The sequence below is a fragment of the Anaerobacillus sp. CMMVII genome, from assembly GCF_025377685.1.
Classification (GTDB): Bacteria; Bacillota; Bacilli; order Bacillales; family Anaerobacillaceae; genus Anaerobacillus.
The window spans coordinates 541542-557272 of record NZ_JACEHK010000001.1; the positions used below are offsets into that span (position 1 = coordinate 541542).

Sequence of the window (15731 nt, forward strand, 5' to 3'; positions counted from 1 at the left end):
TCACTTTCTTACATTAACATAAAATTCCAATAACGATCAAGAAGATTGCTAGACTAGTAGGACAGGCAAAATATCACATTCTACTCGGGTATTTTTTATGCTAAAATAGTTTAGTTGATACATCAAAGATAGGAGTTTTACAGCAATGAAAAAAATCTTAGTCATTGTTATTCAGTTATTTTTTCTCTGGCTTTTAAACGAACTAGGCTATTTTATTGTAGAAGCTCTAAATCTACCTTTGCCAGGAAACGTTCTCGGCATGGTGATTTTATTCGGGCTTTTAATGACGGGTGTTGTCTCACTGAAGTGGGTGGAAGCGGCTTCCTCATTATTGATTAAGCACTTAGCGTTTTTCTTTATTCCAATTGCAGTTGGCTTAATGAATTTCGGGCCATTATTTTTACAAAATGGAGTTTCACTATTGATTGTGATCGTCGGTAGTGCAGCTATCGGAATTTATGCAACAGGTGCTATTTCACAGTCATTAGCTGAAAAGAAAGAAGGTGCTGAACGTGGTCATACTCGTGACTCTGCTTAGTATTGCAATAACAGTAGGAGCCTATCTACTCTCAAAGGTCGTCGGAAAACGTTATCCGTCGCCGTTTACAACGCCTGTATTCTTTAGTACAGCTATTATTATCGTTTTTTTATTAACATTTGGTTATAGTTTTGAAGATTACACAGTTGCAAAAGAAATTATGACATTTTTATTAGGCCCAGCGACCGTTGCCTTAGCTGTGCCATTATTTAAAAATCGAGAAATTATAAAAAAACATAGTGGTCCTGCATTAGTTGGTATAATTTTAGGGGCCATGTCAACAATTATCGGCGCTGTTTTACTAGCCAAACTACTATCACTATCAAATGAAATACTTGCTTCAGTCAGTGTAAAATCGGTTACTGTTCCTGTAGCCATTGAGATTGCCAACATCATTGGCGGTGATCCCGCGCTAACGGCAGCATTCGTGGTTGCCACAGGAATACTAGGAACGATGATTGGTCCATGGTTAATGACCATAACAAACATTACTCATCCGCTTTCGAGGGGGTTAGCTCTAGGGACCATTTCTCACGGCCAAGGAACAGCTCAGGCGGCAACAGAAGGTGAACTTCAAGGAGCGGTAGCAGGTGTTGCAATGGGATTATCAGCGATTTTTACAGCAATCGCGGCACCGATTATTGTCCCGTTTTTTGTTTAAATAAGGATATCCGAATAAAAAGTCGAGTGAACCGATAAGGTGGACTCGATTTTTGTTTATATTGAAAGATAAAAAATAACCGTTTTTAGAATATGATGTCTAGCTCAAGACGCTATCGTATCGAGGTCACTTAACGCTGCCCTCTGTGGTCCAGTAGGTCCTCGAGGCAAAGCTGCATAGTAACTCTAGAAATAACACATATTGTGAACGAGGTTATTCCACTCTGTTTCATGTTCGAATCGGGGCGAATCGAACATGATTTATACAATACCAACCTGATCCAAGTTCGATTCCCATCGAATCGAACATGATTTATACAATACCAACCTGATCCAAGTTCGATTCCCATCGAATCGAACATGATTTATACAATACCAACCTGATCCAAGTTCGATTCCCATCGAATCGAACCTCTTTTTTATTGTTCCACCCTGTTTCGTGTTCGAATCGGGGCGAATCGAACATGATTTATACAATACCAACCTGATCTAAGTTCGATTCCCATCGAATCGAACCTCTTTTTTATTGTTCCACCCTGTTTCGTGTTCGAATCGTGGCGAATCGAACATGATTTATACAATTCCAACCTGATCTAAGTTCGATTCCCATTGAATCGAACCTCTTTTTTATTGTTCCACCCTGTTTCATGTTCGAATCGGGGCGAATCGAACATGATTTATACAATTCCACCCTGATCCAAGTTCAATTCCCATTGAATCGAACCTCTTTCTTATTCCTTACTAGGGAGGATAAAGATAAGAGAACAAGCCAAAGTATAAGAGTTGTCCCAAGTAATTGTGAAAAACTTTAAATAGGATGAAGTCGAATTAAAGTGCCTACTTGTACCTTAAACCTGAACTATTACGTTGTCATCCGCTCTATTGTTATGATTGCGATAATGATTAGAAGGGGGATCAATGTCTTTAGTACATCCCAGCGTGTAAGCTGACGCTTTTCCCGAAAGCGAATTGTACCATTGAAGCAGCGTGCGTTCATCGCATTGTAGACATTTTCAGCGCGGTTTAACGATTTAATTAGTAATCCACCAGTGAGTTGCCCATAAACCTTGAGATTACGGATGGAAATTCCACCGGAAAAAAATCGTGATCTTGCTGCTAATTGCATTTTTTGAATATCATCAAAAAATAAAAAAACATAGCGGTAGGATAATAACAAAATGGTTATTACGATTGGCGGAACTTTTAAATGAGCGAGGCTATCCATAAATTCATCGATTGTTTGGGTATGCAACAAAATGGTCATAACAGTCATGCAAGTAATGGCCTTTAGGAGGATGAGACTAGCGAATGAAACTCGGTCAAGGTCGAGTGGAAAACCACCACCAAGAATTAATGGAACCGTCATGAGTAGTAAAAATGGCAATATGATTAGATATCTTTTTACAAGTAATAGGATAGAAATTCCCATCGCTAATGATCCGATAAAAGCAATTGCATACGCAATCAAGGCGATTGATGGTGTTTGTAAACTGATAACACCAAAAATAAAGATGACAACTGCCACTAATTTTGCCCGAGCTTCCCATGAAATTGCCCAAGCTGAAATGCCGTCTAATTCTGACTGAATATCCCCTTGTGTTTTTGCCAATGTACTCACCGTCCTTTTTTAGCAAATAGACTAGGTCGGGCTGTGTAAAGATATTTCACAGAAAACCCAGTTAAAAAACCTTCTAAAATGGCAAGTGGTAAATAAGCAACTAACAATAAATTAACCACTGAAAATGTCCCTTCTCCGTAACGTTGATCTGAGAAAAGTAGTAAGAACATTAGTAAAATGACCCCACCACAAATTGCCAAAAAACCAGCAAAAAATCCTTTTAGAAAAGGCGATATTTTATGAAAGAAAGTAGAAAGTCCATAGACTGCTAAAGCAGGAATTGACATGAGTAAAGTATTAGCTCCTAATGTACTTAAGCCACCATGCTGAAATAAGGTTGCTTGGAGTACAAGCCCAATGAATATCCCTAAAGGAGCTCTACGACCAAGGACTAAACCTAGGAAACCACCTAAGAGTGGGTGGACTGAGGCAGGTCCAATTGGGATGTTAATAAGTGAGGATACAAAGAACGCTCCTGTGAGTAAGCTGATTTTTGGCACTTCCTCTTCTTTTATTCCTTTAATTGAATAGGCGACTAACCCAATAGCTGCAGCTGATGTCGCAACTGCCATAGAAACATTAAGCACCCCATCTGCAATATGCATAATTCTCCCACTCCTTCCCCTACTATTTTTATGGTTCCTATTGAGGGAATATGCTTTAAGGTGTCTGACACCAAAAAAGAACAAAAAACAAAAAAAGTCCACGCCAGGTGGACTTTTGCAACTAAAGGATTCTAAAGATAAATGGGAAACGGTAATATTCTCCGTCGTAGGCTTTAATGGCTGCAACAATTGTAAAAATAAACGCTGCAATACCAACAATAGCAAGTAAGAATGCTCCGATAATTACAATAATTAGAATGCCGCTAATAATAAAGTAAACTGTGTATGAGATCAAAAAGTTAAAATATTCTCTGCCGTGATGGTCAATGAAGTCTGACTCATCCTTTTTCAAGAGCCAAATGACAAGTGGACCAATGAACGTTGTAAAAAAACTAATAACATAAATCAACATGGCGAGGGTACGATCATCTTTTTCAACCAAGGTATTCACCTCCTTTAGATATTATTTGATATAATAGAGAATACTTGAGTGAATTACCAAATGTTAATAACCTTCACTATACTATACGAAAAAATAAGGAATGAGTTTCATGAGTATACTTTCTGTTGAAAATTTATATAAAACCTATGGTGACAAAACGCTTTTTGACCAGTTATCATTTACAATTCTGAAAAGGACCGCATTGGTCTAATCGGAGTTAATGGTACAGGTAAATCAACATTGTTAAAAATCATTGCTGGGCTCGAGTCAAAGGATAACGGCAAAATTATCCATGCAAATCAGTTTCATATTGAATATTTGCCTCAACAGCCAGAGTTAGACAATTCGTTAACTGTTCTTGAACAAATTTATTACGGAGATTCGGCAATTATGCTTGCAATGCGAGAATATGAAAAGGCATTAGCGGAATTAGAAAAAAATCCAGCCGATGAAAAGCTACAGACACGCCTTTTTCAACGTCAACAAAAAATGGACGAGTTGGATGCATGGGAAGCAAATACGGTTGCAAAAACAGTCTTAACGAGGTTGGGGATTACTGATTTCACGAAAAATGTGAGTCTCTTATCAGGTGGGCAAAAAAAGCGGGTTGCGATTGCCAAAGCATTAATTCAGCGGGCAGATCTGTTGATTTTAGATGAGCCAACGAACCATCTCGACAATGAAACGATTGAATGGTTGGAAGGTTTCTTGTCTCAATATAAAGGGGCATTGATGCTTGTTACCCATGATCGTTACTTTTTAAATCGTGTTACTAATCAGATTTTTGAATTAGATGGTGGTCAGCTTTACACCTATGAAGGAAATTATGAGATATTTTAGAGAAAAAAGCCGAACGTGAATTAGTAGCGGAACAAAACGAAGATAAACGTCAAAATATTTTACGTCGTGAATTAGCTTGGCTACGTCGTGGCGCCAAGGCTAGGACAACTAAGCAAAAAGCGCGTATTCAGCGTGTCGAAGAAATTCAAAATCAAAAAGCTCCAACTACACATCAAAATGTAGAATTTTCGATCGGTTCCCAACGCTTGGGGGATAAAGTGATTGAGGTTGAGCGAATCTCAAAAACCTTGGGTGGATTAAAATTGTTTCAAGACTTTAGCTATCTAGTCGTTCCAGGGGAGCGACTTGGAATTATCGGACCAAATGGAAGTGGAAAGACGACACTCTTAAATATTTTAGCAGGCCGGATGAAAGTTGATAGCGGGGTAATTGAAGTCGGTGAGACTGTAAAAGTTGGCTATTACACACAGGGTGATGAGGAGATGAATGGCGATTTAAGGGTTGTCGAATTCATCAAAGAAGTAGCTGAAGTTGTTCATACGACGGGAGGACAAACGATTACTGCCGAGCAAATGCTCGAACGCTTTTTATTCTCACGGCCGATGCAATGGACATATATCCGTAGACTTTCAGGTGGGGAGCGACGTCGTCTATACTTATTAAAAATATTGATGTCAGAGCCTAACGTCTTATTTTTAGATGAACCTACCAACGATTTAGATATTCAAACATTAAGTATTTTAGAAGACTATTTAGATCAATTTCCAGGTGTAGTTATTACTGTATCACATGATCGCTATTTTTTAGATCGAGTCGTCGATCGTCTCCTTGTTTTTCAGGATGGTAAAATTAGTCGCTTTCAAGGAAGTTATTCTGATTTTATGGAAGAAGAAAAAGAGAAGCGTGAGTTAGAAGCAAGTATTAACGTACCTGCAGCAAAACAGGAGCAACAGCCCCGTAAAGAAAAAAAGAAAAAGTTATCTTATAAAGAACAGCAGGAATGGAACCAAATTGAAGACAGGATTGCAGCTCTTGAGGAAAAGAAGGAATTGCTTGAGACCGAAATTGTAGCTGCAGGAAGCGATATTGGTAAAATTAATGAATTGTTTGCTAAGCAAAAGCAGGTAGAAGCGGACCTTGAAGCAGCGATGGAACGCTGGGAAGAGCTATCTTTATTAATTGAGGAAATTGAGAACAACTAATAATTGGGGATCTAACTTTTGTTAGGTCCTTTGCTATTGGAAAGAACCACTTCTAGATTTTAGCAGGCAATTGTTTTACACTTATATGGGAAGTGGTCTAATTAGGCCAATTGGTAAGGAGTGGAGTTATTGAAACAATACCTAACGATAAAAGATATGGAGAGAATATGCCAAGAGATTAACAAGAAGCATATTCCTGATGATAGTAGATTTATGCAAGCAATCGATGATCAGTATGATGAATATGGTGATGCAGATCTTGATTTGTTTGTTACTACGGCATTTAAGCGAATGTTAGCAGTATTAGATCACGAGATTACGATAATTGAAACAAAGGTAGGGATTGAGTCGAGTTGCCAATCAGGTTGTGCCCACTGTTGTTATTTTCCAGTAATTCTAACAAGAATGGAAGCTAAACTGATTGCCGAGTATATAGAACATTTACCTAAAGAAGAGCACGCGAAGGTACTAGAGCATTTAGGAAATTATTACGCAAATGCAGATTTACAAGTGGTAGACGAACTCGACTTTCAAGCAGATCCTTATTACAAAGAAAAATATATAACTAAGCATATCCCATGCCCATTACTAGATCAAACAACGAATTCGTGTTTGGCCTATGAAGTACGGCCGGTGGCTTGTCGTACCCATTTCAATTATTGTCATCCTCAAGTTTGTGCTGATCAGCCAATCCCGGATGAAGTGTTTAGTTATGAATTTTTATATGAATATTATATGTATGCGTTAGTGAACACCATCCAAGAGGCTGTTTTAGAAGAGGGACACGCTTCTATTAAGCTACCAGGTGATGTTTATGAAGCCGATTATTTGATTAAACTATTAAAAAAAGGATTGATACGGTAACTTAGGAGAGGGAGGCTAGTAACGTGACAATTGATATCGTAATTGCTATATTGGCTATTTTTATTTTTCGTGAGCTTGTAAAAACCAAAGGTGAACTAAAGGAAATCAAGGAATACGTCAAGAAAATTTCCGAAAAGGAATAATGGAGTGAAGCGTTATGAAGAGAAATGAAACGTGTCTATGTGGCAGTGGGAAAAAGTACAAGCATTGCTGTGCAGCTGCGAAACCAGCAGAAATTCACCAATTAGTAGAAGGGGATTTCTTCGAGTTGCAACAGGACATTTATGATTTTTCAACTAATAACTATGAGGAAGAGATCAACGGATGTATTAATGATGTCTTTGGTGAAGTGTTCATTGAAGATGAGGAACAATTTGAACGAGCTGGGTTCCTCTTGGTGCTGTGGGTAATCTTTTCTCTACCGATCGCAGAAAACGGACAAACAATACTAGAAACATATATTAAAAAGCGTAGTAAACGCATTAAACGGCCGGCACTGAAAGAAGCAATAATTAATTGGCAAAGTGCGGTGCCATCCATCTATAAAGTAATCAAGGATGAACAAGATGTGATTGAAGTAGTCGATATTTTCACAAATGAGGCTAAGCACATTCAGGTGGGAGGCCTAAGTGACGAAAACAGAACTCTTTCAATAGAGGGTAGCTACGTAATGGGTACTGTCATTGAATATCGGAATCGTGCTTTCTTCTTTGCAACTTTTTACCCAATCAATAATCCTGTTATCATTGAAGAGGTAAAAGGACTTTATAACCTCCATGCAAGTGAATTCACACCGCAAAAATTCCTGGATGAATTTTATCCTGAGGTGGTGGAGTTAGTTTTTGGGACGCCATTCAGTTTAGAAGACATTCCCTGGGATACCGATCAGCAAAAGCAGGTCATTGAACTGGTAAGAGCAAAGCTTAACTATCCTAAGGATGTTCTAAAGCCGATTGAAGGGATTGCTGTTACTTTATGGAAAATCTATTGTGAAAAAACCGGGGCAAATATTCGTAGTATTTCAAACTATGCTGCTGCGCTTCATTATCATGCTAGCTTCTTTTCATTGTTTTTCGGTGAGGATGAAATTTCTAAAGATGAATTAACGAAGCTGTATAATGTGAAGAGGCGTGCACTTACTGACACCATCAACAAGTTAGACGAAATATTAGAAGATGATATTGATCAGATGATTGATGAAATGACGTTTGGATTTGAAGACGATGAGTTTGATGATGAAGACGATGATGACTTTGTTTTTGGTTTTGGCGATGACTTTGATGAAGACGATGAGGATGAATTTGACGACGACGACTTTGAAGTAGATTTTGATAGCCTTTTTCTTGAGGAAACAACATCGAAACCAATCATTGATGAACTAGCGAAAAAACGTGCTGAGAAACAGAAACTAAAAAAATAAGAATAGGCTGTCGCAGTGTAAGCGACAGCCTATTCTTATTTTGTTATGGAAACTAGTAAGCACCTTTTTATAACTCCATAAACTCTGGTAGGGGATCATGAAACTTACTCCACTCACCATCCATTTCTTCATCGGTTAATAAACAGGCATTTAATTTGCTAACGATGTCTTCCTTATTAAAGCGTATCCCGATCAATACTAACTCTGTAATTCGGTCACCGTACTTAGGATCCCACAATTCTTTTAATTCTGGCTCTTCTTGTAAAGTAGCTTCTTGTTCTTCCGTTGGCAGAGAAGCAACCCAGTACCCAGCAGGTTCGAAGGATACTGAGGGACCTGCTTGACTCATTAAGGCAATGATGTTGTTTCTAGTTGCTAACCAAATTAACCCCTTAGCACGGACAATCTCCTTTGGCCACTGTTCAATCCATTGGAGGAGGCGCTCAGGGTGAAATGGTTTGCGTGCTCGGTACACAAAAGAAGAGATCCCGTATTCTTCAGTTTCAGGAACATGTTCATGCTGTAATTCTTGTAACCAACCAGCAGATTGACTTGCTTCCTCTAGATTAAATAAACCAGTATTTAAAATATCATTGGCATAAACTTGAGCATGGGAAGAGCGGATAAATTTTGCTCTCGGCTGTAATTTTCGTAGGATCCCTTCTAACACATCCAAGTTCTCCTTACTTACCAAATCACATTTGTTAATGATTAACACATCGCAAAATTCAATCTGATCAATCAGTAGATCAACAATCTCACGTTCATCTTCCTCATTAGCGGCTTGCTTACGGTCCATTAGTGTTTCTCCTGATGAGAAGTCATGCCAAAAACGATTGGCGTCAACAACAGTAACCATCGTATCTAAACGACAATAGTCGGTAAGATCAATTCCACTTTCTTCATCAACATATGAGAAGGTTTGTGCGATGGGCAAGGGTTCACCTATGCCAGTTGATTCAATGAGAATGTAATCGTATTTGTGTTCGTCAGCTAGTCGTTTCACTTCGACTAACAGATCTTCTCGGAGCGTACAACAAATGCAACCATTAGACATTTCGACGAGTTTTTCATCAATACGGGAAATAGCAGAGCCTTCTTTAATAAGATTAGAATCTATATTTACTTCGCTCAAATCGTTAACAATAACTGCAACCTTTAGACCTTCGCGGTTATTTAAAACGTTATTTAAAATTGTTGTTTTACCTGAGCCAAGATAGCCAGTTAAAACTGTGACTGGAATCCGATGATCTGTCATAGAGGATCAACTACTTTCTATCAAAATCGTAATTATTACGTTTTACATTTTACCATATAGTAAGTTTTTCATCAAACTTGCATTTTTTCTATTTCGTTTGTATAGTGTCTAAATAGTAATGATTTCGTTTTATAAAAGGAGATTATCAGCATGAAAAAATGGCTCATCATCGGGGGCGGAATCCAAGGTTGTACAATGGCAAGCTATTTAAGAAAGAGATTAGGTATAAATGAAACTGAGATGACAATTGTTGACTTAAAAGATAAGCCATTAATGAATTGGCGATTGTTCACAAAAAGAGTAGGAATGTCGTATTTACGATCACCATCGATCCATCATTTAGATCCAAGCCCATTTGCACTTGAGAAATTTGCAAAACAAAATGGTTGTAAGGATCATCTGCACTTTCATGCACCATACGATCGTCCAGATTTACAACTATTTAATCAACATTGTGATGAAATTTTCGAACAAATTGATATTGAAAAAAGTTGGGTTCAAGGTCGTGTTGTAGCGCTAACTAAATCTAATCATCATTGGATTGTAACGTTAGCAGATGGTACTGACTTTCATGCGGAAAATGTTGTGATTGCGATTGGATTAAGTGAGCAGCTAAATTGGCCAGAGTGGGCAAAAGAAGGGAAAAAGTCCGGTGCGAATATTGCTCATGTATTTGATGATAAGGAACCAACAATTACTGATTCTGTTGTGATCGTAGGTGGAGGAATAAGCGCAGCTCATGCAGCGCTCCAATGGAGCAAACTACGACCAAATAAAGTGACCTTGCTACCCCGTCATCCTTTAACTGTTCATCAATTTGACTCTGATCCGGGTTGGTTAGGACCTAAGTATATGAACAAGTTTAGCAAAATTGGTTGTTATGAGGAGCGGAGAAAAGTTATTAAAACTGCCCGCCATCCAGGCTCTTTACCTTCAGAATTGAAAACTGAGATTGAAAGACACAGAAAACTAGGAACCTTACAAGTGAAAATAGATGAAGTAATTGAAATTCAACGGGATACGTTATTGTTGAAATCAGGAGGGGACTTAACAACAAGTGGGATCTTATTAGCTACTGGTTTTGAACAAAAGCCGCCTGGTATGGATTGGTTACAAACGCTTATTCAAACCTATTGCTTACCATGTGCATCCTGCGGGTACCCTATTCCTAAGCCATCGTTAGAATGGGAGGAGGGACTTTATTTGCTGGGAGCTTTAGCAGAACTACAATTAGGGCCAGTTGCTAGAAATATTTCAGGAGCAAGAAGAGGGGCAGAACGAATTATCTCGTCGTTTTAAAAGGCTCTTTTCTAAAAGCTCTTTTCGTAAACATTGTCGCTTTTTAATGATAAATAATTAAAAAATTCCTTAGATGAAGATATCACTCAATAAATTGAGTAAGAAAAGAGCGCTACTTGCTAAATAAGTTGTGAAATCTTAGTATTTTTGTGTGAAAATCTGGCTTTTGGGATTTTTACGAAAGCAACAAACTTTGCGAAAACAGCCGTCTTAAAACATTATTGCTTTTTAACCTAAATATATTGGAGAATTTTTAGATGGAGATTTCACCCAATAAGTTAATAGTATGTATGTTAAAAATCCATATTTTGTAATTTTATTTTTACGAAACAGCCTTTTAAAAATTAGTTCATAAAATGTGACTGTTTTCATAGCGGTATCTTTTGGAAGTAATGTATCTTAGTAAGAAAAGCGCAAGCGCCCTGATAAGCCCCGACTAGCAAATGTTCTTCGAGAAAAAAAGTGTGCTCTTTCACTTTTATTCTCGAAGGTTATTTGACCGGTGAAGCTAGACAGTTATTACATTGAAATTTTATACATTCTTATATAGTAAAAAAGGAGGCCTCTTTTGGCCTCCGCTATGAAAGAATTATAATGGAAAGAAGGAAAGCTAATGTCAAAGAAAAGAAGTCTCCCTAAATTATTAACAGCATTTATTGTTGCACTGTTATTTATTATTGGATTGTTTATTTTTTAAGTCTATGGAGCATGCCTTAAAAAAAGTCGAAAAGTGCAGGTGCTTTTGCTGGGATTGCTTTTTCAAGTAATGTTATTTCTGTTTCTTTACCCGAGATTGCATCGAACTTAAGCAGTGTTGTTGGAGTTTGATAGTTTAGTAACATCGTTGTTAAGCTTTGAATCGAGCAAGAAATTCCTCGTTTTGGAGGGTGAATACATGAGGACCCTTCTTTCGTCATTTGAAACTTTCTCACTTCGTCTTTAGTAACAAAGTAAGTTCCTGTATTCCATTCGCAAAATTGGTCTTCGATATGAAGCACGATCGTCTCATCTTCGCCTAAGTGAAATGGATACAATGAGAGAAAAGGCTCTACATCAACAATCCGTGCCATGAAGTAAGCCTCTAGTTTTTGATCGACTAGTGGGTTATCAATAAAAACAAAGCAGGGTCATGAGCGGAAGTTGAATATTCAACAGTTTCAACCATCGAGTCATGGTTTGAAATAAAGTGCCAAAGAGATTTCCAAGCTTCGGTGGTTAAATAAGTCAATTCATATACTATCATCTTTCGTTGTTTGACATCATAGGCAATATAACCTTGAGCTTCCCCTTGTTGGTCAAAATAAACTGCACATTGACCTTTCATATTAGGGAAGAGTCGTTTCTCCCACCAGTTTTTGTCACGCACTAACATTCCGTTAAAATTTAATGCAAAACGGTGATAAATTGAATTTAGTAGATGAACTTCCGGTTTCACACGGCGAATCGAACCCAAACCTCGTTGAAAGTCAGGAAATTGGTCTTTTTTAACAGTGACTTTTTTTCTGTCAGTAAATAGCTCCCATCCATACTTTCGGTAAAATGGAATTGAAAATGGAAACAAGTAAGAAATCGTTTGACCTTTTTTTTTCATTTCCTCTAAGCTTTTCTTCAGTAATGTTTTTACTAAACCGCCTCTACGGTGCTCTGGCCAGGTGACGACACCTGAGACAGCACCCATCTTAAATTCCTGTCCTTGAATATAAGTTTTAAAAGGAAGCACAGTTACTTTCGAAATAATTAATTCATTTTCTTCGATAACCCATGTATCTTCAGGATCAATCATTTCTTTCCGAATGCTTCGTTGTTCTTCAGTTAACTCTAATTGAAAGGCAAATTCAGACATAGAAATGCTAAAATCTATTTCTTCCGAAGTTAATTTTCGGATCTTCATAGCAGCTCACCCCACATAAATTTGTGAAAACAGTACTTATAATTTCGCCATTTGTAAAAATAATCCTTTATTAGCAATAATGAAAACGGTTTAAAAACGGTCAAAGTTTGTTCACTGTTTCACAAACTTTTCTATGCTACAATAAAGTCAAGAAAAGAAAAGGAGTTGAGCTAAATGATCTTATGTCAATGGAAAGACTTCTCAACAGATACAGAAACATACTCACAACAAATGTTTGAAGAACTTGTTGGAGATGAATTTGAAGCGATGATGTTCGAAGAGGGAAAAGAAATTCCTGCCTATATTTGGACTGTGAATTATGTTTGTATTATTAAGTCCAATTCAAAGTTGTACAATGATATCTCGATAACAAAAATTCAAAGAAACCCTGTTTGTGAATAATAAAAATTTTTTTGTGGAGTTATGCTCAACACTTCACAATCTATAGGAGGTTTTACGATGGCGGTAGTAGAGAAAGAAATGAAAAAACAAGATGATGTATCAAAAATGATTATGTCTTTAGTAGAAAATGGGCAAGTGGCATTAAAAGAGTTTTTAAGTTTTGATCAAGAAACAGTCGATACCATTGTGAAGGAAATGGCGTTAGCTGGCCTTGATCAGCACATGCCATTAGCAAAACTCGCCATTGAAGAAACAAAGCGTGGCGTCTACGAGGACAAAATCATCAAGAATATGTTCGCAACAGAATACGTGTACCACAACATTAAGTACGACAAAACAGTTGGAGTCATTGACGATAATGAACATGAGGGTGTTGTTCAAATTGCCGAGCCAGTTGGGGTTGTGGCAGGTGTTACGCCGGTAACGAATCCAACATCGACGACGATGTTTAAAGCATTAATTGCAATGAAAACAAGAAACCCAATTATTTTTGCCTTTCATCCGTCTGCTCAAAAATGTAGCAGTGAAGCAGCACGAATTGTAAGAGATGCAGCGATTAAAGCAGGAGCGCCAAAGCATTGTATTCAATGGATCGAAGCGCCTTCTATTGAGGCGACGCAACAGTTAATGAATCATCCAGGCGTTGCACTTGTTCTTGCGACTGGTGGAGCGGGAATGGTGAAATCAGCATATAGTACTGGAAAACCAGCCTTAGGTGTTGGTCCAGGAAATGTTCCTTGTTATATCGAAAAAACAGCGATTTTGAAACGTGCTGTAAATGACTTAATTCTCTCAAAAACCTTTGATAACGGGATGATTTGCGCCTCTGAACAAGCAGCGATTGTTGATCAAGAGATATATGAAGAAGTAAAAGAAGAAATGAAAGCAAACAACTGCCATTTTCTAAGTGAAGCAGAAAAGGCGAAGGTTGAAAAGCTAGTAATAAGTGAGAAAACATGTGCGGTAAATCCTGATATCGTTGGGAAATCTCCCTACTATATTGCAAAACTTGCAGGAGTGAAAGTGCCTGAAGATACAAAAATCTTAATTGCCGAACTAACAGGTGTTGGTCCAGAGTTCCCGTTATCTAGAGAAAAATTAAGTCCAGTTCTTGCATTCTATAAAGCAACTACTACAGAAGAAGGCTTAACTCTTGCAGAAGAAATGCTAGAGTTTGGTGGTCTAGGTCACTCGGCGGTTATCCACTCAAACGATGATGCGGTTATTACCGAATTTGGCAAACGTATGAAGGCAGGACGTTTAATTGTGAACGCACCGTCAAGTCAGGGAGCTATCGGCGATATTTACAATGCATTTATGCCTTCGTTAACTTTAGGTTGTGGTTCATACGGTCGTAATTCAGTTTCCTCAAACGTTAGTGCAGTTCATTTGTTAAATATTAAACGGTTAGCGAGAAGGAATACAAATATGCAATGGTTTAAAGTTCCACCAAAAATCTATTTCGAGAAACACTCTACACAATATCTATCAAAAATGCCGAACATCTCAAAAGCAATTATTGTCACTGACCCAGGGATGGTAAAGCTAGGCTATGTTGACAAAGTTCTTTATTATTTAAGAAAACGTGCAGACTATGTTCATTGTGAGATATTCGCGGATGTTGAGCCAGATCCATCAATTGAAACGGTAATGAAAGGTGCAGAAATGATGCACAACTTCCAACCAGATGTTGTAATCGCTTTAGGTGGGGGTTCCGCGATGGATGCAGCTAAGGGAATGTGGTTATTTTATGAGCATCCAGAAACTGATTTTAACGGCTTAAAACAAAAGTTTTTAGATATCCGTAAGCGAGTGTTTAAATATCCAAGTCTCGGTGGAAAGGCACAATTTGTAGCAATTCCAACTACTTCTGGAACAGGTTCTGAAGTTACATCTTTTTCAGTAATTACGGACAAAGAAAATAATGTAAAGTATCCATTAGCAGATTATGAGTTAACACCAGATGTCGCCATAATTGATCCGCAATTTGTAATGACTGTTCCAAAGCATGTGACTGCCGACACTGGAATGGATGTATTAACCCATGCGATTGAGGCGTATGTATCAATAATGGCCAATGACTATACGGACGGGCTTGCGATGAAAGCTATTCAATTGGTATTTAAGCACTTGCCGACTGCTTATCGAAATGGCAGTGATGAAGTTGCTCGCGAAAAAATGCATAATGCTTCGACAATTGCAGGAATGGCGTTTGCTAATGCATTCTTAGGAATTAATCATAGCTTAGCACACAAACTAGGAGCTGAATTTCATATTCCACATGGACGTGCAAACACGATCTTAATGCCGCATGTCATTCGCTACAATGCAACGAAACCGAAGAAGTTCACAGCCTTCCCTAAATACGAGCATTTCATCGCTGATGAGCGTTATGCTGAGATTGCTAGAATGCTTGGTTTACCTTCTAGAACGACAGAAGAGGGTGTTGAAAGCTTAATCCAGGCAATCATTAAATTAGCCAAAGAATTAGACATTCCAATGAGCATTCAGGCTTGTGGAGTCACGCAAAAGGACTTTGAAGCAAAAGTTGGTCAGCTTTCGGATCGAGCTTTTGAAGATCAGTGTACAACAGCAAATCCAAAGCTACCATTAGTTACAGAATTAGCAGACATTTACCGCAAGGCTTTTATAGGGGTATAACAAAATGAAGTCAATCTTTAGGTAATTGAAACTAAGGGTTGGCTTTTTTTGTTGTTATAAAGAAGCTTCC

Annotated in this window: 13 protein-coding genes and 1 pseudogene; 8 read left to right on the forward strand and 6 right to left on the reverse strand. The window is 38.0% G+C overall.

All coding sequences use genetic code 11. The features are described from left to right. Positions 1-145 precede the first annotated feature (145 nt). Both H1D32_RS02985 and H1D32_RS02990 read left to right on the forward strand, forming a co-directional pair. Positions 146-538: a CidA/LrgA family protein gene (locus H1D32_RS02985; protein WP_261176674.1), complete on the forward strand. Its 393-nt coding sequence runs from the start codon at positions 146-148 to the stop codon at positions 536-538. After that, entirely contained in the window at positions 513-1199 is a 687-nt protein-coding gene (locus H1D32_RS02990) for an LrgB family protein (RefSeq protein WP_261176675.1), read from the forward strand. Before H1D32_RS02985 ends, H1D32_RS02990 begins: the two co-directional genes overlap by 26 nt. 861 nt (positions 1200-2060) lie before the next feature. Here H1D32_RS02990 and cbiQ read toward each other — a convergent pair. The 3 genes from cbiQ to H1D32_RS03005 all read right to left on the reverse strand — a co-directional run bounded on the left by cbiQ (position 2061) and on the right by H1D32_RS03005 (position 3863). Further along, the gene (gene cbiQ / locus H1D32_RS02995) at positions 2061-2807 is read right to left on the reverse strand and encodes a cobalt ECF transporter T component CbiQ (protein ID WP_261176677.1); all 747 of its coding nucleotides are present in this window, start codon (positions 2805-2807) and stop codon (positions 2061-2063) included. A 5-nt stretch (positions 2808-2812) separates the two neighbouring features. Beyond that, positions 2813-3421: a CbiM family transporter gene (locus tag H1D32_RS03000; protein WP_261176678.1), complete on the reverse strand. Its 609-nt coding sequence runs from the start codon at positions 3419-3421 to the stop codon at positions 2813-2815. Between the two features lie 121 nt (positions 3422-3542). Then, a complete protein-coding gene (locus tag H1D32_RS03005) occupies positions 3543-3863 on the reverse strand; it encodes a DUF4870 domain-containing protein (RefSeq protein ID WP_261176679.1) in 321 nt (106 codons plus the stop codon). Between the two features lie 109 nt (positions 3864-3972). Here H1D32_RS03005 and H1D32_RS03010 point away from each other — a divergent pair. From H1D32_RS03010 to H1D32_RS03020, 3 genes and pseudogenes are all read left to right on the forward strand, one after another. After that, a pseudogene (locus tag H1D32_RS03010) lies at positions 3973-5866 on the forward strand (ABC-F family ATP-binding cassette domain-containing protein). Positions 5867-5995: 129 nt separating this feature from the next. Beyond that, positions 5996-6730 (forward strand): YkgJ family cysteine cluster protein, encoded by a 735-nt coding sequence (locus H1D32_RS03015; RefSeq protein WP_261176680.1) that lies wholly within the window; start codon positions 5996-5998, stop codon positions 6728-6730. A gap of 157 nt (positions 6731-6887) precedes the next feature. Beyond that, positions 6888-8150, forward strand: coding sequence for an SEC-C domain-containing protein (locus tag H1D32_RS03020; protein WP_261176681.1), 1263 nt, complete (start codon positions 6888-6890; stop codon positions 8148-8150). A 67-nt stretch (positions 8151-8217) separates the two neighbouring features. Here the strand turns inward: H1D32_RS03020 and H1D32_RS03025 are convergent, their stop codons facing one another. Next, positions 8218-9408, reverse strand: coding sequence for a GTP-binding protein (locus tag H1D32_RS03025; RefSeq protein WP_261176683.1), 1191 nt, complete (start codon positions 9406-9408; stop codon positions 8218-8220). 150 nt (positions 9409-9558) lie between these two features. On the opposite strand from H1D32_RS03025, the gene H1D32_RS03030 reads away from it, so the two are divergent. Beyond that, the gene (locus H1D32_RS03030; RefSeq protein ID WP_261176684.1) at positions 9559-10707 is read left to right on the forward strand and encodes an FAD-dependent oxidoreductase; all 1149 of its coding nucleotides are present in this window, start codon (positions 9559-9561) and stop codon (positions 10705-10707) included. 713 nt (positions 10708-11420) lie between these two features. Here the strand turns inward: H1D32_RS03030 and H1D32_RS03035 are convergent. After that, complete coding sequence (locus tag H1D32_RS03035; RefSeq protein ID WP_261176685.1) at positions 11421-11777, reverse strand: sterol carrier protein domain-containing protein; 357 nt, start codon at positions 11775-11777, stop codon at positions 11421-11423. A 26-nt stretch (positions 11778-11803) separates the two neighbouring features. After that, entirely contained in the window at positions 11804-12598 is a 795-nt protein-coding gene (locus H1D32_RS03040) for a GNAT family N-acetyltransferase (protein WP_261176686.1), read from the reverse strand. A gap of 174 nt (positions 12599-12772) precedes the next feature. On the opposite strand from H1D32_RS03040, the gene H1D32_RS03045 reads away from it, so the two are divergent. Both H1D32_RS03045 and adhE read left to right on the forward strand, forming a co-directional pair. Next, complete coding sequence (locus H1D32_RS03045; RefSeq protein WP_261176687.1) at positions 12773-13000, forward strand: hypothetical protein; 228 nt, start codon at positions 12773-12775, stop codon at positions 12998-13000. Between the two features lie 57 nt (positions 13001-13057). Beyond that, complete coding sequence (gene adhE / locus H1D32_RS03050; RefSeq protein ID WP_261176688.1) at positions 13058-15661, forward strand: bifunctional acetaldehyde-CoA/alcohol dehydrogenase; 2604 nt, start codon at positions 13058-13060, stop codon at positions 15659-15661. The last annotated feature ends 70 nt before the right edge of the window (positions 15662-15731 follow it).